The following is a 24,532-nucleotide window of genomic DNA, read 5'->3' on the forward strand; positions in this document are numbered from 1 at the left end:
GAAATGATACATACATATTTAGGTGAGACAATTAATTTTCATATAACTTATAAGAAGAAAAAGTCCGTGCGTCTTTTTGTAGATTCGTACGGAAATGTGGAAGTGCAAGCTCCAAAAGGGACACCTGTTGAATACTTAGTCCAGTTGCTAGAGGAGAAGTGGGATTGGATTCAGAGAACCCGTAAGGAAATGCAGGAGCGAGTGCTTGGACCACAGGAAAAAGATTATGATCAAGGAGAGGAATTTCTGTATTTAGGAAGTACGTATCCGATACAGATTTCTCAAGATACAAGTATGGAGCAAGACAATGCAGTGTTTGAAGGGGATAAGCTACATATTTATGTGAAAGAGCTTAAGGATGAGAAAATACAACAAGCTTTAAAACGATTTTATTATAAGCAGTGTAAAGCGCTAGTAGAGAAGAGTATTAAAGCGCATCAAAGTAATTTTAAAACAAAACCGCGATCTATTCGTATTACAGATAGTAGTCGTACGTGGGGAACTTGTGATTCTAATTTACAATTAACATTTAATTGGAAGCTAGCGATGGCACCACAGCGAGTGATTGACTATGTAGTTGTTCATGAAATGTGCCATATGGTTCATTTAAATCATGATCGTTCTTTTTGGCGCCTTGTCGGAAAGATAATGCCTGATTATAAGGAAATGGAGAATTGGTTAGCGTTATCTAGTTGGAAGATGACGATTTAGGAATATCGATTTTTGTCGGTAAATCGATATTCCTTGTCGAATCGTTGATATATTGTGAGTTTTGATAGATATATTTGAAAAACCGTTGATATATTGTAAGTTATGATAGATATATTCGAAAAATCGTTGATATAATTTCATTTACCACAAAATTGTTCAAAGGATCGAAAAAAGGAGATGTCACAAGGGACATCCCCTTTTTTCGAGCATATAGATTATCGCCCAAACTTCACAATGAAAGTATCTGCTGTTTTCTCCATCTCATACCCACGATACCCCTCCGAAAGCAAAGCCTGCTGTCCATTAGCATCACTCATTAGAATACTTTGAACATCTGTCCAATCTCTTTCTTTATCTCTGCGCAATTCCTTCACAAAAACATACCGCATACTACCACCATACTTCTCTTTCAGCGCAGCAATCTCCATCCCTTGCGCAAACTTATCCTTCAAACTTGGAATGTTAAAAGGAGCAACGGTGCAACATACATAATCATATTTGCTATCTTCTTTTTGCAATTCTTCCATAATGACTTTTGCTAATGTTTTTTGCATCCCATTTCCTCGGCAGTTCGGATGAACGTTTGAGATTTCTTGATAGATAACTCTTTGTAGTTCGCTTTCGTGTAATCCGATATCGAGTCCTAAATGTTCATCGTCGATAGGAGGGACGAGTAGAGCACGAAATGCGACGAGTTCATTTTCGATAAAAGCGCCAATCATCATGCCGTTTCCTTCTAGAATATATTGAAATTCTTCTTGTGAGAGTGGTTGTAAACGACTTTTATCTTCCAACGCTTCAACTATAATGTTTTGTAATGATAAAATTTGTTCGATGTGCTTTCTTGATAGTAATGTAACGTGAAATGGTTGTTCGTTTTGTTTTAATGTTCCTTCATATAGAACAGTCATGCGTTAGTCCTCCTTTAGCGTACAACGTCTTGAAAGGCGGTTAGTTCTTGTAATGTATCTTCATTTATTTCAATGCCGAGTCCTGGCTTTTCGTTTAAGCGAATAAATGGTACGTCGTAATGTAAGTTTCCGATGTCTTTCGTGAACTTTAATGGACCTGTAAGTTCAACGCTCGTAATGATTTTTTTCGAGAAAGCGACATGGAATCCTGCGGAAGAGGCAACGGATGATTCGACCATGGATCCAACTTGGCATTCAATGCCGGCCATTTCTGCTTGATGAGCGAGTTTTACAGCGGGATATATGCCGCCGCATTTCATTAGTTTTATATTTACTTTATCAGCCGCGTCTAATTTAATGATTTGGCGCATTTCACGAGAACCTTTTAATCCTTCATCAATCATAAGCGGAAGGTCTGTTTTAGAACGAATGTGAGCCATTGCGTCAATATCGTCTGCGACAACAGGCTGTTCAATCCAGTCGATGTTTAAATGACCTAATGAACGAAGTGCCGTTAATGTGTTGGCGCTATTTTTCCATCCTTGGTTTACATCAACGCGAATCGCAATATCACTTCCTACACGTTCACGTACCGCTTCAATACGTTTTACATCTTCTTTTACATTCGTACCGACTTTCATTTTGAAAGATTGGTAACCTTTTTGAATCATGGAAGCAGCTTCAGCAGCCATGTCTTCTGGATCGGCGATACTTAAGACGTGAGTGACAGGGAATTCTTCATGGTAGCGTCCGCCAATTAATTGATATACAGGTTGATTTAGTTTTTTGCCCATTATATCAAAGCAAGCAATATCAATCGCAGCTTTTGCTGTAGGCACACCGTAAATGGTATTGTCCATTATGTCGTGTATTTTTTCGATATTCATTGGATTTTTCCCGATTAGAACAGGAGCTAGCGTATGTTTTAAAGTATGGAAAGTACTTTCCCATGATTCACCTGTGACGTGATCATCAGCAACGCCTTCACCGTAACCGATAATGTCTTCGTCTGTTTCCATTTTGACGATAATAGAAGGCATATCAGAATAAGAACCATAACTAATAACAAACGGATTGCGAAGTGGTAAACGAATTGCGTAAAGATGAATAGCTGTAATTTTCATTGAATAGAAACCCCTTCCTGTTTACAATAGTTTTATACATTTGATATAGTTGACGTTAAATAGTCGTTAATTAATAATAAGGAGTTAGAGAAAATGATAATAAAAATTGCAGTTGTCGGTTCAAAGGAGTTTATGGAGAATCTTTTCCCTATTGCTCATAAATTAGAAGAAATAGAAATTGATCCATATGTTTACCTTCATCCGGCAGAATCTTCTGAACTATTAAAGCGTTTAAAGCCTTGTGATGTTATCTTTTTCTCAGGTGCCTTACCTTATTATATGGCAAAAGAAATAAGAGAACAATTACGAATTCCAAGTACGTACTTACAGCAAGATGAGACAACGGTTGCATCTTCACTTCTTTCTGTCATATATCATCAAGGTATTCAACCACATAAAATTTCAATCGATTTAGTAGACCGTTCGTTTATTACAAATGTATGCCGCGATATCGGTATAAAAGAAAAGCCACAAGTGTTGGATTATGAAAATATGTTGTGGAGTAAAGAGGAAATAAATAGAGTCATTGATTTTCATGTAGCTAAATATCAATCCGGAGAGGCTCATTTAGCTTTAACTAGTATTCACGCTGTTTACGATGAGCTTCAAAAAATAGGTGTTCCTTCAGAGCGTATGATTGATCCAACACAGTCCATTATACATGGGCTAAAAGATGCAAAAATAAAAGCTGAGTTAGCAAAAAGCTATTCAGCTACTGTTGGTGCTTGTATTATTTCTTCCTTAGAATTACGAACGAGTTTGCTTGAAAAACTAGATGTCATTTCAAAAGAACTACGTGGTTCATTTAAACAAGTGGATGAAATGACATGCATTTTGTATACAACTCGTGGTGATATCGAATCGATTATTAAGACAAATGCGATACATAACTTGTTTGCGAGCGTAGAAGGAACGATAGCTATTGGATTTGGTTATGGAAAAACCGTGAAAGAGGCGGAGAAAAATGCAAAAATTGCTCAAAGTTTTGCAAAGAATAATCCAATAGATCGTTGTTTTTATATACTAACAAGTGATAAAGATTTATTTGGTCCGTTCCCGAAAGAACAGAGAGTACAAAGTTTGAAAAATGATCATCCGGAACTAATGAAAATAGCGAAAGAAACGAAGCTTAGTCCGGCCAACTTGTCAAAAATCATTCAATTTAGTCAATCGCATCCGTCATTGAAGTTTACAGCAGCTGACCTTTCTGAGTACTTACAAGTGACCCGGCGATCGACAGAAAGATTGTTAAAAAAATTAGTTGATTACGGGTATGCTCATATTTGCGGCGAGGAAATGCCCTATCAACAAGGGCGACCTCGCGCACTATATGAACTGAATTTACCGCTATTTTTAAGCTTCTAGTTGCGCTTTTTGTTTCTTTAGTAGTTCTGCTTTTTCAATGTCTGATAGTTTTACAATTGTGAAGCCTGTTATACCATAAATGATTGAGATAATAGGTACGATGAAATTCAAAATAGCATAAGGGGCATATTCAAATGCACCTACGCCAAGTGTAGCGAGAATAAATACACCGCACGTATTCCAAGGAACGAAGACAGAAGTTAATGTTCCGCCATCTTCTAATGCTCTGGATAAATTTTTTGAATGTAGTCCTTTTTCTGTGTATGCATTTGCATACATTCTTGAAGGAACAACAATTGAAATATATTGTTCAGAGCAAGTAAGGTTTGTTGCAAAACAAGATGCGATAGTAGAAGCGATAAGCCCTTTTGCTGATTTTGCTAACTTTAAAATTTGATTTACAATTGAGCGAAGAATACCTGTATGTTCTAATACTCCTCCGAAAGTCATAGCGACAATTGTCATAGAGACTGTATTCATCATCGAATCTAAGCCACCGCGGTTAAATAGTTCGTCTACTAGCTTGTTTCCAGTGTCTATAACAAATCCAGCTTGGAGTGCACCGACAGATGCTGAGACAGAACCACCTTGAATAAAGACTTGTGATAAGAATCCTAAAATAATACCGACGAGAATGGCTGGTATGGCAGGAACCTTTTTAGCGACCAATACCATAACGGCTACGGGTATGATTAATAGGAAAGGTGAAATAACAAAGTTTTGTTGTAAGACTTGTAATGTTTGATCGATGCTTTGCGCATCAATATTGTTATCACCGAAGCTTCTTCCTAAGAAAGCATAGACGATAAGAGTAATAATTAAACCTGGAATTGTAGTAAATAACATATGACGAATATGTGCGAATAAATCTGTATTTGTTAATCCTGCGGCTAAGTTTGTTGTGTCTGAAAGCGGTGACATTTTATCGCCAAAATAAGAGCCTGAAATAATGGCACCAGCAACCATTGGAGCTGGAATACCCATACTTAGACCAATGCCCATTCCGGCAACACCAATTGTTCCCATTGTAGACCAAGAGCTACCAATCGCTAATGCAACGATAGAACAGATAATGGTAATGGATACTAAAAATAGTGATGGAGTTAAAAGTTTTAAACCGTAATAAATCATTGTTGCGACGATTCCACCGCCAATCCAAGCACCGATTGTTAAGCCAACAAGAATAATAATGACGATAGCGGGTAATGCAAGACGAATCCCTTTATACATTGCTTCTTCAAGATCATTCCATTTGTAACCGTAACGCCAAGCGACGATAGAAGCAACGGTCGTACCGATAATAAGTGGAACGTGAGGGCTTTGTTTTAATACAACAATTGTAACCATCATAACTGCAACGGTAATGATAATAGGGATAATCGCTATTCCAAAAGGTATTTCTTTTTTCATAAATTTCCTCCTTGTTACGTATGTTTGTTTGTATTTTTTAGAATTGTCGTAAAATAGACGGTTATTAGGTTATGATAACTAAAAATATATGTAAGCGTCAACAAAAAAACAGAAAATAAGGAATGTTCTAGTTGTTTATTCAGTTTGTAATATAGATACAGAGTAAGCTTTTAAAAAGTTTAAAAATAAACAATTGACTTTTTTCTTAAAATTCAATATGTTCATAAAAACATCTGTTTTTCATAAGTATAATTAACCTGAATGGTTTGTAATTTGGGAAGGAGAATGGAGCTTTGAAAACATTAGAACTACAAGAGCGTTTAACGGAAATTTTTCAGCATTTACATGAAAACCCTGAAGTAAGTTGGAAAGAGTATGAAACGACAGCTTATATTACTAACTTTTTAAAAGAAGAAGGAATTTCATATAAAACATTTGATGATTGCCCAGGCGTAATCGCTGAGATTGGAAATGGGAACCCGGTTATTGCGATTCGTGCTGATATGGATGCACTTTGGCAAGAAGTAGATGGAGAATTTAAAGCGAACCATTCGTGTGGTCATGATGCTCATATGACGATTGTAATGGGGCTTATTTTACAATTGAAAAATATGAGATGGGATAGTGGAACGGTTAGATTTATTTTTCAACCGGCAGAAGAGAAGGGAAATGGTGCTTTAAAGATGGTAGAGAAAGGTGCTGTAGATGATGCTGATTTCTTATTCGGTGTCCATTTACGACCAATCGAAGAATTATCTTTGAAACAAGCAGCCCCATCTATTCGTCACGGAGCAGCAAGATTTCTAGAGGGTATGATTCATGGGGAGGATGCACATGGGGCAAGACCACACCAAGGTGTGAATGCAATTGATGTCATTTCCATGATTAATATCGGTTTGAAAAATATATGGTTGCCGCCACAAAGTTCATATTCAGTGAAGATGACGCGGTGCCAAGCTGGTGGAGATAATTTAAATATCATTCCAGGTAACGGCCATTTTAGCTTAGATGTAAGAGCGGAGAATAATACATTATTAGAAGAATTAAAGAAAAAGATAGAGCATGTAATAGAATCAGCCGCATCAATGGGATCGAAAACTTCATACGAATGGATTGATCTTGCTCCAGGAGCAGAGGTGTCAGAAGAAGCGGAGCGTTACATGCGTAAAGGCATTCTCGAAGTGTATGGAGAAGAGCAATGCACAGGGCCGCTTTATACGACAGGAAGCGATGACTTCCATTACTACACCGTGAAGAGACCACATTTAAAAGCTGTCATGCTTGGACTAGGAGCAGATCTACAACCTGGATTACACCATCCGCATATGAGATTTGATCATAGTTGTATTATGGATGGGGTAGAAATATTGAAGCAAACTGTATTGAAAGTGTTAGAAGACAGGGGCTAGAGAGCTCCTGTTTTTTTATCGTGAATTGACGGTAAATCGATATATTTGAAAAACCGTTGATATATTTTGAGTTATGATAGATATATTGAGAAAATCGTTGATATATTTGAAGTTACGATAGATATATTAAGAAAATCGTTGGTATAATTTCACGGACCTATTAATTTGATGAAAAATGAGCCTCCAGTACATGGTGTATAATAATAAGTACCATTTTTTAATAGGAGAAAACGAATGAACGAACAATATTATGATGCAGTTTTACATATAAAAACAGTCGGTGAGCAAAAAGGGTTTAACAAGTCTATGCATTATCACCGCTATGAACCGACGCCGTATAGCGGGTTAGATGAGTTATTGAATCAATATGAAATACGAAGTAGCGACCGAATTGTAGACTTTGGGTGCGGAAAAGGGCGATTAAACTTTTATATGCATCATAAATGTGGTGCTTCAGTAGTTGGAATTGAAATGAATGAAGAGTTTTATAAAGAAGCGATGGATAATAGAGATCGTTATGCACGAAAGGCACGAAACAGTAAGGGGAAAATTCAATTCCAATGTTGTTTAGCGCAGGAATATGAGATTGATCCACATGATAATAGGTTTTATTTCTTTAATCCGTTTTCTGTGCAAGTGTTTATGAATGTAGTCAATAACATTTTGCTTTCAGTAGAAGAAACGGGGAGAGAAGTGGGTATTATTTTATATTATCCTTCTGAGGACTATATTTTCTTCTTAGAAAATCAGACTGCGTTTGAGCTAAAGAAAGAAGTTAGATTGCCAGGTGCTTATGAGAAGAATGGGAATGAGAGGTTTTTAGTGTATACGTTAGGATAATAAAAAAGCAGATGCTAAGGCACCTGCTTTTTTTATTAGTTACGGATTAAGTAATCAAATGCGCCTAAAGCAGCGTTTGCACCTGAACCCATAGAGATGATGATTTGTTTGTACGGATTATTTGTACAGTCACCTGCAGCAAACACTCCTGGTACGTTTGTAGCGCCGTGCTTGTCTGTTACGATTTCACCGCGAGCGCGTTCAACTGTTTCGCCTAACCAGTCTGTGTTTGGCACAAGACCGATTTGAACGAATACACCTTGTAATTCAACGTGATGAACTTCTTCAGTTTCACGATCGATGTAAGAAATACCGTTTACTTTGTCAGTACCAGTGATTTCTTTCGTTTGAACGTTTTTCAGAACAGTTACGTTTGGTAAGCTGTTAAGACGCTCTTGTAATACAGCATCAGCTTTTAATTCTGGCATGAATTCAAGAACAGTTACGTGCTTAACAATACCTGCTAAGTCGATAGCTGCTTCAATACCAGAGTTACCTCCGCCAATAACTGCTACATCTTTTCCGATGAATAATGGACCGTCACAGTGTGGGCAGTATGCTACACCTTTATTTTTGAACTCAGCTTCACCTGGTACGCCAACATTACGCCAGCGAGCACCTGTAGAAACGATTACGCTCTTACTTTTCAGAATAGCGCCGTTTTCAAGTTCCACTTCAATAAGTTCTTTTTTCTCTAAACGTTTCGCACGTTGTAGATTCATTACATCGATGTCGTATTCTTTTACGTGCTCTTCAAGGCTTGCTACTAGCTTAGGACCTTCAGTGCGTTTTACGCTGATGAAGTTCTCAATACCCATAGTATCCATTACTTGACCACCGAAGCGCTCAGCAACGATACCAGTGCGGATGCCTTTACGTGCTGCATAAATTGCTGCACTTGCACCAGCTGGGCCGCCACCAACAACAAGAACATCGTATGGATCTTTATCAGAAAGCTCTGATGCATCTGGACCGTTACCCATTTTAGCTAAAATTTCTTCAAGTGTCATACGACCGCTTCCGAAAGATTCGCCATTTAGGAAAACTGTTGGTACTGCCATGATGTCTTTGCTTTCTACTTCCTCTTTGAATGCAGCGCCATCAATCATAGTATGTGTAATACCAGAGTTAAGAACGCTCATTACGTTAAGAGCTTGTACAACATCAGGACAGTTATGACAACTTAGGCTGATATAAGATTCAAAATGATATTCGCCTTGAATGTTTTTAATTTGATCGATTAATTTTTGTTCAACTTTTGGAGCACGTCCACTAACTTGTAGTAAAGCTAACACTAATGAAGTAAATTCGTGTCCTAATGGAATACCAGCGAATACTACACCAGTGTCTTCATCAGGGCGATTTACACTAAAGCTTGGTGTTCTCTCTAGTTCAACTTTTTCTACTGTAATCTTTGATGACATAGTAGCTAATTCATCTACTAGAGATAACATATCTTTAGATACATTATCGTCTCCTGAGCTAACTTTAAGTAAAATATCGTTCTCCATTAACTGAAGGTATTGGGATAGTTGTGTTTTTATATCTGCATCTAGTATCATTTTGATCGAACTCCTTAGATTTTGCCTACAAGGTCAAGGCTTGGTTTAAGTGTTGCAGAACCCTCTTGCCATTTAGCTGGGCAAACTTCACCTGGGTTGTTACGTACGTATTGAGCTGCTTTAATTTTGTTAACAAGAATGCTTGCATCACGGCCGATACCGTCAGCGTTGATTTCCATAGATTGGATAACGCCGTCTGGATCGATGATGAATGTACCACGAGCAGCAAGACCTTCTTCTTCCATTAAAACGTTGAAGTTTGTAGTGATTGTGCGAGTTGGGTCACCAATCATAATGTATTCGATTTTACCGATAGTTTCTGAGCTATCATGCCATGCTTTGTGAGTGAAGTGAGTGTCTGTAGATACAGAGTATACTTCAACGCCTAAGTCTTTTAGAGTTGCATATTGGTTTTGTAAGTCTTCAAGTTCAGTTGGGCAAACGAATGTGAAGTCAGCTGGGTAGAAACAAACTACACTCCATTTTCCTTTTAAACTTTCGTCAGTAACTTGGATAAATTCTCCATTATGGTAAGCATTAGCTTTAAACGGTTTTACTTCTGTGCCGATTAATAACATATTAAATTTCCTCCTAAATGTTGGTTTTGAGCATCAAAAAATAGTTTGCTCATAAAATATATTTTTTAATTAACTATAATAATTCTAATTCGATATTAATTATCATATAGAAGTGGTTATTTTGTCAAGAGAATAAACCAACTTTATACCAATTTAATTAATATTTATTCTCAATTAAGGTTGTTAGGGAATGAAAAGGTAATTTTCATGTCATAAATTTTCAATGAGTGTTTGAAAGAGTAGTGTGTATGTTAGAGACATGGTGTAAGTATAAATTCTTAGGAAGGAGATATTTCTTAGAAGTTGTAGATTTGAAAAGGAACTGCTTATTTCTATTTTACAAAGAATTGTGCGATAAATAAAATAAAATGAATCGGAATCTTTTTGAACAATTTTTGTCCGCTCAAATATATAATTAGGAAGTATATTGCAATGATAATTAGAAACATTGACTCAAAGTGCTAACAAGATATAATAAAATCTAGATATATCTTTCAAAAAGAAGAATATATAATATAGGATGAAAAACATTCAACCTATTATTTTTTTATAGCCTTTAGAAAACGCTTACAATTAGTGTGGGAGGGGAAACCATGTCTAAGTTCACGAAGTATTTTTTAATGGAAGATAAAGATGTGATTGCATATGTGAAAGAGAAATTATCTAAGTTTGAACATGCAAAGGGGTTACAGTGTAAAGAAATAGGTGATGGTAATTTAAATTATGTGTTCCGCGTTTGGGATGAAAAAGAGACCATGTCTGTCATCGTAAAGCAGGCCGGGAATACAGCACGTATTTCAGATGAGTTTAAGTTGTCGACGAATCGTATTCGTATAGAATCAGATGTTTTGCAGTTAGAGGAGGAGTTAGCACCTGGGCTTGTTCCAAAAGTATATTTGTTTGATAGTGTGATGAATTGTTGCGTGATGGAAGACTTATCAGATCACACAATATTACGTACAGCACTTATAAATCATCAAATATTTCCGAGGCTTGCTGAAGATTTAACTACTTTTATGGTAAATACTCTTCTATTAACATCAGATGTTGTAATGAATCATAAAGAGAAGAAGGAACTTGTGAAGAATTATATAAATCCAGAGTTATGTGAGATTACAGAGGACCTCGTATACTCTGAACCATTTACAAATCATAATAAACGTAATGAGTTATTTCAATTAAATGAAGGATGGATTAGAGAGCATATTTATAGTGATAAAGAGCTTCGTATGGAAGTAGCGAAACTTAAGTTTTCTTTTATGACGAATGCGCAGGCGTTGCTTCACGGTGATTTACATACTGGTTCTGTTTTCGTAAAAAGTGATTCTACAAAAGTTATTGATCCTGAGTTTGCTTTTTATGGACCTATGGGATATGACATTGGGAATGTAATGGCGAATTTAATATTTGCTTGGGTGAATGCAGATGCAACGATGCTACCTGGAACTGAGAAAGATACGTATATGGATTGGCTAAAAACGACGATGGTAGAGGTAATTGATTTATTTAAGAAGAAGTTTTTAGTTGCTTGGGATATTCATGTGACAGAAATCATGGCGAAGGAAGAAGGCTTTAATGGCGTATATTTACAATCTGTGTTAGAGGATACAGCTGCAGTGACGGGTCTTGAGTTAATTCGTCGTATTGTTGGATTAGCAAAAGTAAAGGATATTACTTGTATTGAGAATGATGAAGCACGTGCTAGAGCGGAGCGAATTTGTCTTCAAGTAGCGAAGAAGTTTATTTTACGAGCGAATCAATATAAAACAGGTACGAGTTTTGTAGAAATGTTAAAAAAACAGTCCATTCATAGCGCGAAGTAAGGAGAGAAAATGATGAAAGAGCAATTAATACCAATTCAATGGAAAGATGATGCTTTAGTTTTATTAGATCAAACGTTATTACCGAACGAAGTTGTCTATGAATCTTTCAAAACAGCTGAAAGTGTGTGGGATGCAATTCAAGTCATGAAAGTGCGAGGTGCACCAGCAATTGGGGTTTCAGCAGCGTATGGTGTGTATTTAGGGGTAAAGGAATTTGCTGAAAGTACGGTAGAAGGATGTATTGAAGAAGTAAAAAGGGTATGTGCATATTTAGCAACATCAAGACCGACGGCAGTAAATTTATTTTGGGCGCTGGAAAGAATGGAAAGTGTAGCGATAGATAATGTTCACTTATCGATTGCACGGTTGAAAGATAGATTGTTAGAAGAGGCAAAAGAGATTCATAGAGAAGATGAAGAAATTAACCGTCAAATTGGAGAACATGCATTAACATTATTCCATGATGGCATGGGATTATTAACTCATTGTAATGCAGGTGCGTTAGCAACGACTAAGTATGGTACTGCGACAGCTCCAATGTATTTAGCGAAAGAAAAAGGATGGGACCTTAAAATCTACTCTGATGAAACACGACCTAGATTACAAGGTTCAACGTTAACAGCATTAGAACTACAGCGAGCGGGAATTGATGTAACAGTCATTACCGATAATATGGCAGCTATGGTCATGTCACAAGGGAAGATTGATGCGGTAATCGTCGGCTGTGACCGAGTAGCAGCAAATGGTGATGTAGCAAATAAAATTGGAACATTAGGCGTATCTATTTTAGCTAAATACTATAACATTCCGTTTTATGTAGCAGCACCAACACCGACAATTGATTTAAACACACCGACAGGAAACGAAATTCCGATCGAAGAAAGAGATGCTTCTGAAGTAATCAATCGTTTCGGACAATATTCAGCTCCGAAAGGAAGTAAAGTATACAATCCAGCATTTGATGTTACGCCACATGCAAATATAACAGCAATTATTACGGAAAAAGGGATTGTAAAGGCACCGTTTACGGAGAATTTAAAAAATCTATTTTAGTAAATAGGTATATAGTCAGTCATCATAAGCTTCATACTTAGGGGGATGTATATGTTATTACAAAAAGAAAGAGAAGAAATTGTAGCGTACGGAAGGAAAATGATTTCTAGCGGTTTAACAAAGGGGACCGGCGGAAATATTAGTATTTTCAATCGTGAACAAGGCCTAGTTGCAATTAGCCCAAGTGGTTTAGATTATTATGAAACAACGCCCGTGGATGTAGTTATATTAAACTTAGATGGTGAAGTAGTAGAAGGTGAGAGAAAACCGTCAAGTGAACTAGATATGCATCTTATTTATTATAGGAATCGTGAAGATATAAATTCGCTCGTTCATACACATTCACCTTATGCGAAGACGATTGCATCATTAGGGTGGGAGCTTCCGGCTGTTTCATATTTAATTGCTTTCGCAGGCCCGAATGTACGCTGTGCACCGTATGAAACATTTGGTACGAAGCAATTAGCAGAGGCTGCTTTTGAAGGCATGATTAATCGCCGTGCAGTATTACTTGCGAACCACGGTTTAATTGCAGGTGCAAATAGTATAAAAATGGCATTTACTGTTGCGGAAGAAATTGAGTTTTGTGCGCAAATTTATTATCAAACGAAAAGCGTCGGAGAACCGAAGTTATTGCCAGAAGATGAGATGGAGAATTTAGCGAAGAAGTTTGAAGGATATGGGCAGCAGTAGAATGAAACGAAAACACCCTCAAGATTGCACTCTTGAGGGTGTTTTTTATGCTTTCTTAAGCAATAAATACATAAAGTAAGGAGCACCAATTAAAGCAACGACAATACCTGCCGGAATACCGTTAGGCTCAACGATGTTTCGTCCGATTGTGTCTGCTAATAGTAATAGCCATCCGCCGATTAAAAGGGCGATAGGCATGAAGATTTGATGTCTTGGGCCTACTAAAGATTTTGCGATATGAGGAGCCATCAGCCCGATAAAGCTAATTCCTCCTGTTACGGAAACTGCTGCAGCTGCAAGTGCAACGGCTGCAATTAATAAGTATCTGCGTTCTTTTTCAATTTCAATTCCAACGCCGATTGCGACTGGTTCGTTTAATGCTAAAATGTTTAATCGATTTGCTTTATAGAAAACAAATGGAATTAATACGATTAACCATGGGAGCATTGCGAAAATGAAGATCCAATCATCTCCCCAAATGTTTCCGGCAATCCATTTGGCGATAAAGTCGACTTTCATACGATCAGCAGATGAAATAAGGACAATCATTGCTCCAGATAGTGCAAATGAAAAACCGATACCGGTTAATGTTAATCGTATTGGCTGAAGCCCTGTTGATTGACTATATGAAAATACGTAAATTAAAACAGCTGTAAGAAAAGCCCCGATAAATCCAACGACTGGTAGTAAATAAAGAAATGAACCTACATCTATTGGAAAGTATAAAAAGAAAATAGAAACAGCAACACCAGCACCAGAGTTAATCCCGAGAATACCAGGTTCAGCTAAATCGTTACGTGTAATGCCTTGAAGGATAGCACCTGATAAAGCGAGTGCCATACCAGCTAATACTGTAATGATAATTCTAGGTAGTCTTAAAGAATATAAAACGAATTCTTCTTTAAATGAACCTTGTCCCATTAGCGTTGGGAGTAGTCGATCATAAGATAAAGATGCTGAACCGAGTCCCATTCCAATTACAATGGTTGTAATAGTTAGTATAAGTAATGCGAGTATAATAAGACGTTGTTTTCTTAAAATAGATGGCATCATGAGAATGTTTTTCCTCCTTTGCGAACAATGAATAGGAAGAATGGTAATCCTACAATTGCGACGATAGCAGCAACGGGTGTTTCATACGGAGCATTAATTGTACGTCCGATTGTGTCTGCAAGTAACATAAAGGAAGCACCAGCAATTGCTGACATCGGAATAATAAATCGGTAATCTGGACCAACAATAGGACGCACCATATGAGGTATCATTAAACCGATAAATGCCATATTTCCGACAAGCGCCACAGAAGCACCAGCAAGTAAGATAATAATGATAAACAAAATTGTTTTAATAACAATGATTTTTTGACCGAGTCCAACAGCAACTTCTTCACTGAAACTAAGGACTGTCAATTTTCTTGCAAATAAGATAGCGATAAAGATACTTATTGAAATGACTGGAATAATAATTTTCAATTGACTCCAAGTAGTTCCAATCACCCCTCCAGCAGTCCAAAGTGATACATCTTGTGAAATTTTGAAGTAAATGCCGACTCCTTCTGAAATTGCGAGTAGAAATGCTGAAACTGCAGCACCTGCTAATACAATTCGAAGAGGAGAAAGTCCGCCTTTTTTCACCATACCAATTCCAAATACCATAATTGCCCCAACCGCAGCCCCGATAAAGCAAGCTAATGTTAAGTACAGATAGCTTATGGAAGGGTTGAAAGCAAGTGTTAGTGCAAGTGCAGCATTTGCGCCACCCGTTAGCCCAAGTAAGCCAGGGTCTGCAAGGGGGTTTCGTGTTAAACCTTGCATAATTGCCCCAGAAACGGCTAGTCCAGCCCCTACAAAAATAGCAGCAACTTCACGTGGTAAACGTATTTCACGAATAATAGATATTTTGTCTCCTTGAGCCGAGGAAGTGAGTGCTAACCATACGTCTTTTATAGAAGTATCTGCAGCCCCTAATACCATTGCAACCATAAAAATTAGAAAGAATGCAATTATGCTCAAAATTAGTTTGTATGTAAAAGCTATAGAACGTGGATTGTCATGATCTTTTGTCATTCGTTTCACATCTTTTCTGTTCATAGAATAAAGGAAGAGGAATTCTTAAATTAAGAATTCCTCATGTTTGTATTATTTACCAAGAAAGCTTTTCTTGAAGAAGTCTAGTTGGAAATCTAATGTAAGTGGATCATTGAAATAGAATTCCATCATGTTTGCTTCGTATACGCGATTATTTTTTACTGCTGGAATGTTTTTGTATGATTCTGTCTCTTGGAAGGAGTTATCAGTATCTTTGTTTTTACTTACGATTAAGTAATCACCAGCAAACTCAGGTAATACCTCAGTAGATAATGCGTAGTAACCTTCTTTTAAAGCTTTTTCTTTTACTTTTTCAGGCATTTTTAATTTCATTTCTTGGTACAGAATTTCTGTTCCGCGGCCCCAGTTCTCCCCGTATACATAAAGCTGTTTATTGAAGTTTTCAACAACAGATACTGTTGCATCTTCACCAATTTTTGCTTTAATTTCTTTACCAGCTTCTTGTGCACGTTTCTTGAAATCATCAATCCAAGTTTTTGCTTCTTTTTCTTTGTTTAATAACTTACCGATTTCTAAATGTTGTGTTAAGTAATCAACTTTTCCGTAAGTGTATGTTACAGTAGGAGCGATTTTCTTTAACTTATCAACATTTTTAATATTTGATAAACCAATGATTAAATCTGGATTTAGTTCAGCGATTTTTTCAACATTTTCATCTGATACTTCAGCAACATCTTTAAGTTTACTATCAAAACGTGGGTTTTGTTTAGACCATGAATCTACCCCAACAACATTTACGCCTAATGACATTACGTTACCAGCGAATGATGATAAAACAACAACGCGTTTTGGATTTGCAGGAACTTCTACTTTACCATTTTCAGATTGGTATGTAATTGTTTCTGATTTACTACCTTTTGCATCATTCTTTTTGTCTGTAGAGCCGTTGCTACAAGCACTCATAACAAGAACGAAAAGAACTGTTAGTGAAATAAATAACTTTTTCATCGTCTTTCTCCTTTAACGTAGATGTATGTGTATACAATAATTTGTTTAACTGCAATCTTTTTGAAAGAGTAGTGGTAATGCAAAATAATTTATTAAAAATCTTGAATGTGAGATTTCACAATATAGTATTAACCATATTAATGAAAGAAGATGTAATCTCAATTTGCTAATTATTAACAAATTGATAATGATTATCACTATTGATTCTTTAAATAATATAATTTTATATAGGTGTATTGTCAATAGTAATTTTGATTGTAAATTTTGCGGAAACAGGTTATATTTTATTGAGAATGATAATCAATGATTGATAGCTGAGGAGTGAGCACGAATGAATCGAGAAGAATTGTTTGATGTAACTGTAATAGGCGGAGGACCTGCAGGGCTTTATTCAGCTTTTTATAGTGGACTTAGAGAGATGAAAACGAAAATAATAGAATTTCAACCACAGTTAGGTGGAAAAATACATGTTTATCCGGAGAAGATGATTTGGGATGTAGGAGGGCTATTGCCAGTTACAGGTGATAAATTAATTGAACAACTTGTACAGCAAGGGCTAACATTTAAGCCGGAAGTTGTATTAAATACAAAAGTAGAATCAATTATTCGTAATGAAGATGGAACTTTTACGTTAAAAACAAGTACTGGCGAAGAACATTTTTCAAAAACAATTATCGTCGCAACTGGAAGCGGTATATTGAAACCGCAAAAGTTATCGATTGAAGGTGCGGAGCGATTTGAAGTATCGAATTTAAATTATACAGTTAAATCTTTAATGCGTTTCAAAGATAAAACGATCATTATTTCTGGTGGAGGAAATTCTGCCGTTGATTGGGCGAACGAATTAGAACCAATCGCGAAAAAAGTGTATGTAACATATAGAAAAGAAGAATTATCTGGTCATGAAGCACAAGTAAAACAGCTAATGAACAGCTCAGCGAAGTGTTTTCTGAATACATCGATTACAAAATTAATTGCTGGTGATAATCATGAAGCGATTGAATATGTAGAATTAACGAATCATGAGACAGGTGAAGTTTCTCATTTACCTATTGATGAAGTTATTATTAATCATGGATATGAACGTGACATTACATTATTAGAAAATAGTGAGTTGGACGTTGCGATTATAGATAATTTTTATATTGCAGGTAATGCAAATAGTGAGTCTTCTGTAGATGGATTATATGCTGCGGGAGATATTTTGAAACATGATGGGAAATTGCATTTAATTGCGGGAGCATTCCAAGATGCTGGAAATGCTGTGAATAAAGCGAAACAATTTATTCAGCCAGATGCAAGTGAGTACGGAATGGTTTCTTCGCATAATGAAGTATTTAAAAAACGAAATCGAGAATTGATAAAGCAAATGATGAAATAATAAAGTGAAACTTTAATCAGTGGGGGCTATCCTGCACTGATTATTAACCTTCACCAATCGGGCTTTTACTACCCACAAATAGCCGGATAAAGGTACAAGTATACCCCCATTTACTTCTCTATTCAAATAGACGAGAGATGTAAATGGGGGTTTTCCTGTTTACTATATTTTCAATCATTATTATGACACCGGTTTCATCAGTTCATATGACATGAACATTTTATTTGTAAATCAGTCTAGAAAACAATGAATCTATGTTTTGTTTACGCTGTTCCTTTTGCTCGTTCATTAGGAAATGGCATATTTAGTATAGAAGCAATGTATTGTTTTCCATGTTTTCGAGCCAATGATTCTAATATTTGACGAACGCGTTTTGTAAGATGGCCTTGTTTTTTTATCGCTTCACAATATGCGTCGTAGAAAGCATATTTAGCCCATAGAAAATCATCTTGTTGGAATAAGAAATGATTTTTGTACCATTCACCAATTGTATGATAACAATTGTTTTCGTGTATTGCTACGCCTTGAGAAAGAATACGATCAGATAAAGATGTAGTTAAATGAGAAGTTGTATTTTCTGTTTCAACTTGTAATGTTTTTTCTAACATTGTAATGATGTGACGAGTAGCCATATGTTAACTCTCCTTTGTGTAAATGGGTGATACCATTCTATATTTAAAAAAATACTTACTATATTATTATACAATATATGGAATGGTTCTACCTGCTTTTTAAACTGCATTTACAAAATCTTTTTTATTTGTTTACAAAAATAAAGTAAGATACAGTATATATGAAAAAACAATAAAGGAATGAACGCATTGTATATAACAATAGAAGAAGCTGCGGAGTATTTGAATTTACCAAAATCGTATATTGAAGAGCTAATTCAGCAAAAGAAAGTTCGTGCGCTATTCGATGGAGAGCAATATTTATTAAATAAAGAACAATTCAACACGCATTTAGAACAAATGGAGAAATATAAACAATTAGTGGAAGAAATATTAAACGAACCAATTCCAGAAGATATGGACGTTAAAGACGAAGACTAAACTTTAGGAAATCCCGTATGAAGATATGCAGAAATGTATCTTCATACGGGATTTTTTTATCTAAAGACATCAAAATCCTAAGGAGCCCTCAGGATTTCTTAGAATTTTGATAGGTAGTAGTCTACCATGTTAAAAGCATATTTTTTTCGAGCTAGGACAAACATAGAGAACGTAACCTGTACAGATACATATACTATCAGTGCAAAAGCTTATAAATTAATGGAAGGGGTTTTCTCGTGAGTTTATTTCATTGGGATTTTTTGAAAGACTTAATTGGATCTTATGTAAGAGTGAACAGAGGTGGACCAGAATCTCAAAAAGGAACAATAGTATCATTAGGTGCGGACTACTTCGGATTAGAGAATGAAAAAGGAGAGAGCCATTACTACCAGCTTCGCCATCTGAAAAGCATTACCCAAAATACGAAAGATGGTGGAGTAGGTGATTTAGAATGGGTGGAAGAAGACATTGCAGAAGACTTTGAAACGCTACTTCAAAGCTTCAAATACCGCTGGGTGAAAATTAACCGTGGTGGACCAGAGAAAATTGAAGGTATTTTACAAGATGTTTCTGGCGGTTATGTAACATTGATTATTAAAGAAGAAGTTGTATTAATTGCACTATCTCATATTAAGAGTGTTAATTATAATGCACCAGTAAGTGGAGAGAGTAGTGATGAGAGTAGCGATGAGAAAAGTAATGAAAACAGCAATAATTCAGGTCGCGCTCGTGCACAAAGACAATCAAGTAGAGGAAGATAATAAGAAAGGAGGGTACAAAATTGGAGAGTGTATTATGCTGTGATCAAATCAAAGGTTTAGTTGGTGAGAATGTAAAAGTAAATCTTCGTGGACCGGAAAGTCGAGTAGGTGTACTGTCATTGTTAGGAAAAGATTACCTTACACTACAATTACCTCATGGAGAATTAGTGTATTATCAACTGAAACATGTGAAGAGTCTAGTCAGAAAAGTGAAAGAGGCACAAGGAGAATATGGTTCATGTTTTTATGCGGAAGAAGATACTTTTTTAGATGCATTAAATGACTTGAAGTATAAATGGATAAAGATTAATCGTGGTGGACCAGAGTGTGTGGAAGGTTTATTAAGTGATATACATGATGGAAATATTACACTAGTTAATGGTGATGAGGTCATTTATGTGATTAATTCCCATATTAAGAGTGTGAGTCAAATAGTTAAAAACAAAAAGAATGAAGAAGAATAATGTTTAATAAATAAAAGGGGCATTATGATTGAAAATGAAGAATGATTTCATATTTCTCTGTAATTATTTTTGGATATATGAAAAAGGGTTTCTTACTATTAAAAAACAGAACATTGCCCCTGATTATTTTTAGAATAAAAGAAAGGGAAATTGTAATTTCATAGGAAGGAGGATATAGATGAATGAGTTACACAAAAGTATTGGAGAAAATATATATGTTAAATTAATTGGTGAAAAGAGATTTAAAGGCGTATTAATCGATGTAGGAAATGATATTGTTGTTCTTTACAATGGACAAGACTACGTATATATATCTTTATATCATATCCAATATTATAAGTTTTTAAGACCATATGATGAAGAAATATTAAAACCTGATGTAGATTCTGTAATTAAAAGGGAATCTCCTTCAATTTCTTTGAGGAAAGTATTAAGCACATCTAAAGGGATTTTCACAGAAATTTATGTAGCAGGTAATGCTCCAATACATGGATATGTTACAAGTGTAATGAACGATTATATTGTTTTTTATAGTCCAGTCTATAAAACTGTATATATATCTTTAAAGCACTTAAAATGGTTAATTCCGTATAAAGAAAACCAAGTGCCTTATTCCCTCAATAAAAATGAACTCCCCGTAAATCCATTAAATATTACGTTAGCTCGAACGTTTGAGGAGCAACTTATTAAAATGTATGGAAAGATTATGGTGTTCGATTTAGGTGAGGAATCCAATAAAATTGGAAAAATGGCGAAGATCGATGAAGGACATATTGAAATATTAAAAGCGCGTGATGCAAAAATGTATGTGAATATTCAACATGTAAAATCTGTCCATTGTCCGTAGGCTAGTTGAAAGGGCTGGCTTTTTCTTTTATATGCAGAAGGAAAGGTCGGGCCTGTTTGTTTAGTTCGATTTGGATATGAGGGGAAAAATGAATTGAATATAAATTATGTTAGTATGATTTTTGAAGAGGCAATCTTGTGCTAAATTATAAAAAATATGTACGAGCCACCTTTTGATGTATTCAATTTATTTTTTGAGGAAGAACTGCTCAACTAATTTACTAAAGGGGTTTTATTTGTGGAGCCGTTTCCAAATTCGTTATCGATTACATTACTTGGTAGTGCTGGTGGAGCAGCGAAGGCAGTTTTAGCAATTTTAAATCAAGCGATAGCAAATGAAAAAGATCCAATTTATGAAGTGATAAAGAATGTTACATTTCATTTGGTTGATATAAAACAAAAAGATAGGGCTTATTATGATGAGTTGTTTCCAAATTTGAAAGGTCATTTGTCATTATATGAAATAGACCTTCAAGATGTAGTGAAATTTAAACAGCATTTAACAGAAAAAAGTACGAGTGTTGTTATTGATGTTTCGGGTGCAGATACGATCAGGGTACTGAGCTGTTGTAATGAACTTGGGATCTTTTATATTAATTCAGCTTTGGAAAATGAGGCAGTAGATCAGGACGATAGTTTACTTGGATTTCAGCTTACGGAACGATATACGAGGTTTGAGAAAGAGAAAGAAAAATTTACAAATACAAAAGCGATTATAGGTTCAGGTATGAATCCAGGTGTTGTTCAATGGATGGTTGTTGAACTTATGAAAGAACGGCCGAATGAACAGCCACAAGCATGCTATATTGTAGAACATGATACGTCGTTTTTGAATGATACGGCACTTATAAAGCCGTATACACTTTATACGTCATGGGCAGTAGAGCGATTTCTAGACGAAGCGATATGGAGTTATCCGATGTATATGAGTCATCATCGTCCTCTTTATTTTTATGAGGATGTATATGCTTCAGAGTATAAAGTGAAGTTAGGAAAAAGAGAGTTTTATGGTTGCTTAATGCCACATGAGGAAGTTTTAATTTTAGGGAAAAATTTCAACATGGAAGTTGGTTTTCTTTACCGAATTAATGAGTATACAACAAATGTAATTAGACAGAACTTAGATAAAGTAGAAGATTTATGGAACTGGAATCGTAAAGTATTCAATCCAGCGGAAGAAGAGGTTGCAGGAGAGGATCTAGTAGGTGTATTACTCGTTTATGAAAATGGCGAGACGTATATGTATAACGTAATGAATAGTAGCCAAGTTTTTCATAAATATAAAACGAATGCAACTTACTTCCAAGTAGGGTGCGGAATTTATGCAGGTTTGTGTAGTTTACTTTTAGATCACTTTGGACAAGGTGCTTATTATGTCGAGGAATTATTATTAAATACAGAAAGTAAGTACGGTGAATATTTAAATTTATATATGAAGGATTTTGTAATAGGGCATAATGATTTTACGGATGGACTGCTACATGATAGGGTCAGATGGATATAAGTTGTGACTAGAAAGGAAGGAGAAGTCTCCTTCCTTTTTAGTATTATAAGGTTACGTATTGCCCTGAAAGCAATTTCATACTTATAATTTAAGGAGATAACGGTGGGGATTTTTTTTCGTATCGATCAAGGGGAGTTTTTATATGAACAAATACAAGAGCTTGATTTATGAAGAAAGAAAAGCTTTAAAGGTATTTATATTATTATTCTATATTATATTTTTTTCATATGACGCTATATATTATTTTGTATATCCTGCTATGAATATTAATGGAACAACGGTAGGGTGGCCAGAAGGAAGCCTTGGGATAGGCGTATATATATTTGTAATAGCATTATTCCCTATTTCAATGTATCTTCAAAAAAGAGGTTATGTATATTCTATAAAATATTTATTTTTATTTGGCTACATGTTTATCAATCTTATAAATAATTTAATGATTTATTTGCGAACGGATAGAGCTTTTGAACATGGTAGTATGGTAGAAATGTTATTAATTTTATTTGCACCGGTTTTCGTGAACAGAAAATATTTTTATTTAGTTTCCTTTAGTGTAATTGGAAAGTACGTACTTTTTACATTGATACTACAAGATCTAAAAGTTGTGATTCCGCTTGTCTTATGTGTATTCTATTTCATTATTTCACATTCTTTGTTGAAACGATTTCAATCTTATGTAAGAACGGTTGTTGAAATGATGAACAATATGAAAGAGACGGAAAATTTAGCTGTAATTGGGACTATGTCTACAACAATTGCGCATGAAATCCGAAATCCATTAACGGCTTTGAAGGGGTTTACGCAAATGCAAAAAGAAAGAAATCCAACTGATACGATGAGCTACGACATTATGCTACAAGAAATTGAAAGAGTCAATGGATTTGTTAGTGAATTGATGTTGTTAGGAAAACCAAAGCCAACAAATTATGAAAGGTGTAATATACGAGACATCCTTCTATATGTTGTGCATCTAATGGAAAGTTATGCAACGCAATATAGAGTTAAATGTCATTTACAAGTAGATGGGAATTTACCGGCTATAAACGGTGATGACAAGCAATTAAAACAAGTGTTATTAAATATCATTAAAAATGGAATAGAATCAATGCCAGAGGGTGGAGAAATCCATATTCGTGCATATCAAAAAACGCAAGGACATTTGTGTATTTCTGTTGAAGACCAAGGATTTGGTATAGAGAATGAGAAGTTAGAAAAAATCGGCAAGGCGTTTTACACAACAAAGGAGACTGGTACAGGACTTGGGTTAATGATTACATATAAAATTATTAAGGAACATCAAGGGAGTATCACGATCCAAAGTAGTATGGGTGTGGGAACGAAAGTGGAAATTTATTTACCGACGATGTAGCGAAGTAGAAGAAAATATTTTTCAGAAAAGTGTTCTTCTTGTGTAAATATAAACATTTAATAAAATGTTTCAAGAAGGGTTTTTTTTATAAAATACTTCGTTTATAATGGAGGAAAATATCGACATGAGATTGGTTACTCATGTAACGGTTCGGTAGTGTTATGAAAAGAAAAGAAGGGGTGCCCGCGCATCCTTTTTTCTATGCAGATATGATGAAAGAGGTGGTATTGATGGAATTAACATTAAATTCGACTGTATGCTTACACACGATTCAATTTCGAAAAGAGCAAAAGAATTATATTGTAAAAGATACAATTACAGGAGAAAAATATGAAATGCCGCCACTTTGGATTGATGCATTGGCAATGATGCGTGACGGTTTTTTATTGGGAGAAATTGAGGAGAAATTAAAAGAAGAGTATCCAGCAGAAGAAGTAAATATACTAGCATTCACGAGGCAACTGTTAGAGCTAGAACTTGTTGGAATGGTAGATGGGGAAGAGATAGCTTGTACAAAGAAGAAAGAGAAAGATTATTTAGCTTGGGTACGTCCCCGGTTGGAACAATTTTTCCTTAATGTAAATAAAAAATATAGAAGCAAAGGTCAGTGATGATCTTTG

At 35.5% G+C, this 24,532-nt stretch carries 24 protein-coding genes; 15 read left to right on the forward strand and 9 right to left on the reverse strand.

The features are described 5' to 3' along the window. The first annotated feature begins 3 nt into the window (after window positions 1-3). The gene (locus F0362_RS01995) at window positions 4-711 is read left to right on the forward strand and encodes a M48 family metallopeptidase (protein ID WP_000582098.1); all 708 of its coding nucleotides are present in this window, start codon (window positions 4-6) and stop codon (window positions 709-711) included. A gap of 215 nt (window positions 712-926) precedes the next feature. Here F0362_RS01995 and F0362_RS02005 read toward each other — a convergent pair whose 3' ends face one another. Both F0362_RS02005 and F0362_RS02010 read right to left on the reverse strand, forming a co-directional pair. Then, window positions 927-1,622 carry a hypothetical protein gene (locus F0362_RS02005; RefSeq protein ID WP_000217535.1) on the reverse strand — a complete coding sequence of 232 codons (696 nt, stop codon included), beginning with the start codon at window positions 1,620-1,622 and terminating at the stop codon, window positions 927-929. Between the two features lie 14 nt (window positions 1,623-1,636). Further along, window positions 1,637-2,746 carry a mandelate racemase/muconate lactonizing enzyme family protein gene (locus tag F0362_RS02010; RefSeq protein ID WP_149889624.1) on the reverse strand — a complete coding sequence of 370 codons (1,110 nt, stop codon included), beginning with the start codon at window positions 2,744-2,746 and terminating at the stop codon, window positions 1,637-1,639. 93 nt (window positions 2,747-2,839) lie between these two features. On the opposite strand from F0362_RS02010, the gene F0362_RS02015 reads away from it, so the two are divergent. Next, a complete protein-coding gene (locus F0362_RS02015; protein WP_000584375.1) occupies window positions 2,840-4,111 on the forward strand; it encodes a hypothetical protein in 1,272 nt (423 codons plus the stop codon). Here F0362_RS02015 and nhaC read toward each other — a convergent pair. After that, on the reverse strand, window positions 4,100-5,521 hold the full coding sequence (gene nhaC, locus F0362_RS02020; RefSeq protein ID WP_000711508.1) for a Na+/H+ antiporter NhaC: 1,422 nt from the start codon (window positions 5,519-5,521) through the stop codon (window positions 4,100-4,102). The two genes, F0362_RS02015 and nhaC, sit on opposite strands and share 12 nt — an antisense overlap. A 293-nt stretch (window positions 5,522-5,814) precedes the next feature. Here nhaC and F0362_RS02025 point away from each other — a divergent pair, with 293 nt between their 5' ends. Beyond that, a complete protein-coding gene (locus F0362_RS02025; RefSeq protein ID WP_000853538.1) occupies window positions 5,815-6,930 on the forward strand; it encodes a M20 peptidase aminoacylase family protein in 1,116 nt (371 codons plus the stop codon). 234 nt (window positions 6,931-7,164) lie between these two features. After that, window positions 7,165-7,770, forward strand: a complete 606-nt coding sequence (locus F0362_RS02030; protein ID WP_001005642.1) for an SAM-dependent methyltransferase — start codon at window positions 7,165-7,167, stop codon at window positions 7,768-7,770. A gap of 35 nt (window positions 7,771-7,805) precedes the next feature. Here the strand turns inward: F0362_RS02030 and ahpF are convergent, their stop codons facing one another. Both ahpF and ahpC read right to left on the reverse strand, forming a co-directional pair. Continuing rightward, on the reverse strand, window positions 7,806-9,332 hold the full coding sequence (gene ahpF, locus F0362_RS02035) for an alkyl hydroperoxide reductase subunit F (protein WP_000599520.1): 1,527 nt from the start codon (window positions 9,330-9,332) through the stop codon (window positions 7,806-7,808). 14 nt (window positions 9,333-9,346) lie between these two features. Further along, window positions 9,347-9,910 carry an alkyl hydroperoxide reductase subunit C gene (gene ahpC, locus F0362_RS02040; protein ID WP_000924420.1) on the reverse strand — a complete coding sequence of 188 codons (564 nt, stop codon included), beginning with the start codon at window positions 9,908-9,910 and terminating at the stop codon, window positions 9,347-9,349. 593 nt (window positions 9,911-10,503) lie between these two features. On the opposite strand from ahpC, the gene mtnK reads away from it, so the two are divergent. Genes mtnK through F0362_RS02055 form a run of 3 tightly spaced genes read left to right on the forward strand, consistent with a single transcriptional unit; the run spans window position 10,504 to window position 13,479 of the window. Continuing rightward, window positions 10,504-11,733, forward strand: coding sequence for an S-methyl-5-thioribose kinase (gene mtnK, locus F0362_RS02045; protein ID WP_000033270.1), 1,230 nt, complete (start codon window positions 10,504-10,506; stop codon window positions 11,731-11,733). 9 nt (window positions 11,734-11,742) lie between these two features. Then, a complete protein-coding gene (gene mtnA, locus F0362_RS02050) occupies window positions 11,743-12,786 on the forward strand; it encodes an S-methyl-5-thioribose-1-phosphate isomerase (protein WP_002047071.1) in 1,044 nt (347 codons plus the stop codon). A 51-nt stretch (window positions 12,787-12,837) separates the two neighbouring features. Continuing rightward, window positions 12,838-13,479, forward strand: coding sequence for an L-fuculose-phosphate aldolase (locus tag F0362_RS02055; RefSeq protein ID WP_000926575.1), 642 nt, complete (start codon window positions 12,838-12,840; stop codon window positions 13,477-13,479). A gap of 45 nt (window positions 13,480-13,524) precedes the next feature. Here F0362_RS02055 and F0362_RS02060 read toward each other — a convergent pair whose 3' ends face one another. From F0362_RS02060 to F0362_RS02070, 3 genes are read right to left on the reverse strand one after another with little or no spacing between them, the layout of a single operon-like run. Further along, window positions 13,525-14,532, reverse strand: coding sequence for a FecCD family ABC transporter permease (locus F0362_RS02060; protein WP_000982878.1), 1,008 nt, complete (start codon window positions 14,530-14,532; stop codon window positions 13,525-13,527). Further along, entirely contained in the window at window positions 14,529-15,569 is a 1,041-nt protein-coding gene (locus tag F0362_RS02065; RefSeq protein WP_002105669.1) for a FecCD family ABC transporter permease, read from the reverse strand. The genes F0362_RS02060 and F0362_RS02065 overlap by 4 nt, the downstream gene beginning before the upstream one ends. Window positions 15,570-15,617: 48 nt before the next feature. Then, entirely contained in the window at window positions 15,618-16,535 is a 918-nt protein-coding gene (locus tag F0362_RS02070; RefSeq protein WP_000732581.1) for an iron-hydroxamate ABC transporter substrate-binding protein, read from the reverse strand. A 331-nt stretch (window positions 16,536-16,866) separates the two neighbouring features. Here F0362_RS02070 and F0362_RS02080 point away from each other — a divergent pair, with 331 nt between their 5' ends. Next, window positions 16,867-17,916 carry an NAD(P)/FAD-dependent oxidoreductase gene (locus F0362_RS02080; protein ID WP_001078288.1) on the forward strand — a complete coding sequence of 350 codons (1,050 nt, stop codon included), beginning with the start codon at window positions 16,867-16,869 and terminating at the stop codon, window positions 17,914-17,916. A gap of 263 nt (window positions 17,917-18,179) precedes the next feature. Here F0362_RS02080 and F0362_RS02085 read toward each other — a convergent pair whose 3' ends face one another. Continuing rightward, complete coding sequence (locus F0362_RS02085) at window positions 18,180-18,548, reverse strand: hypothetical protein (RefSeq protein ID WP_000235486.1); 369 nt, start codon at window positions 18,546-18,548, stop codon at window positions 18,180-18,182. A 180-nt stretch (window positions 18,549-18,728) separates the two neighbouring features. Between F0362_RS02085 and F0362_RS02090 the strand changes: the two genes are divergently transcribed. The 7 genes from F0362_RS02090 to F0362_RS02120 all read left to right on the forward strand — a co-directional run bounded on the left by F0362_RS02090 (window position 18,729) and on the right by F0362_RS02120 (window position 24,523). Next, complete coding sequence (locus F0362_RS02090; RefSeq protein ID WP_002037874.1) at window positions 18,729-18,968, forward strand: helix-turn-helix domain-containing protein; 240 nt, start codon at window positions 18,729-18,731, stop codon at window positions 18,966-18,968. Window positions 18,969-19,204: 236 nt separating this feature from the next. Next, complete coding sequence (locus tag F0362_RS02095) at window positions 19,205-19,729, forward strand: LSm family protein (protein WP_000051642.1); 525 nt, start codon at window positions 19,205-19,207, stop codon at window positions 19,727-19,729. A 20-nt stretch (window positions 19,730-19,749) separates the two neighbouring features. Continuing rightward, window positions 19,750-20,193, forward strand: coding sequence for a hypothetical protein (locus F0362_RS02100; protein WP_000446700.1), 444 nt, complete (start codon window positions 19,750-19,752; stop codon window positions 20,191-20,193). 178 nt (window positions 20,194-20,371) lie between these two features. After that, the gene (locus F0362_RS02105) at window positions 20,372-21,040 is read left to right on the forward strand and encodes an LSm family protein (protein WP_001003899.1); all 669 of its coding nucleotides are present in this window, start codon (window positions 20,372-20,374) and stop codon (window positions 21,038-21,040) included. Window positions 21,041-21,277: 237 nt separating this feature from the next. Continuing rightward, complete coding sequence (locus tag F0362_RS02110; RefSeq protein ID WP_000433167.1) at window positions 21,278-22,543, forward strand: hypothetical protein; 1,266 nt, start codon at window positions 21,278-21,280, stop codon at window positions 22,541-22,543. 142 nt (window positions 22,544-22,685) lie between these two features. Continuing rightward, window positions 22,686-23,912 (forward strand): ATP-binding protein, encoded by a 1,227-nt coding sequence (locus F0362_RS02115; protein WP_001046092.1) that lies wholly within the window; start codon window positions 22,686-22,688, stop codon window positions 23,910-23,912. A gap of 230 nt (window positions 23,913-24,142) precedes the next feature. Further along, window positions 24,143-24,523 carry a hypothetical protein gene (locus F0362_RS02120; RefSeq protein WP_000424106.1) on the forward strand — a complete coding sequence of 127 codons (381 nt, stop codon included), beginning with the start codon at window positions 24,143-24,145 and terminating at the stop codon, window positions 24,521-24,523. The last annotated feature ends 9 nt before the right edge of the window (window positions 24,524-24,532 follow it).

This window comes from Bacillus sp. BS98 (assembly GCF_008432245.1).
GTDB classification, from domain to species: Bacteria; Bacillota; Bacilli; order Bacillales; family Bacillaceae_G; genus Bacillus_A; species Bacillus_A toyonensis.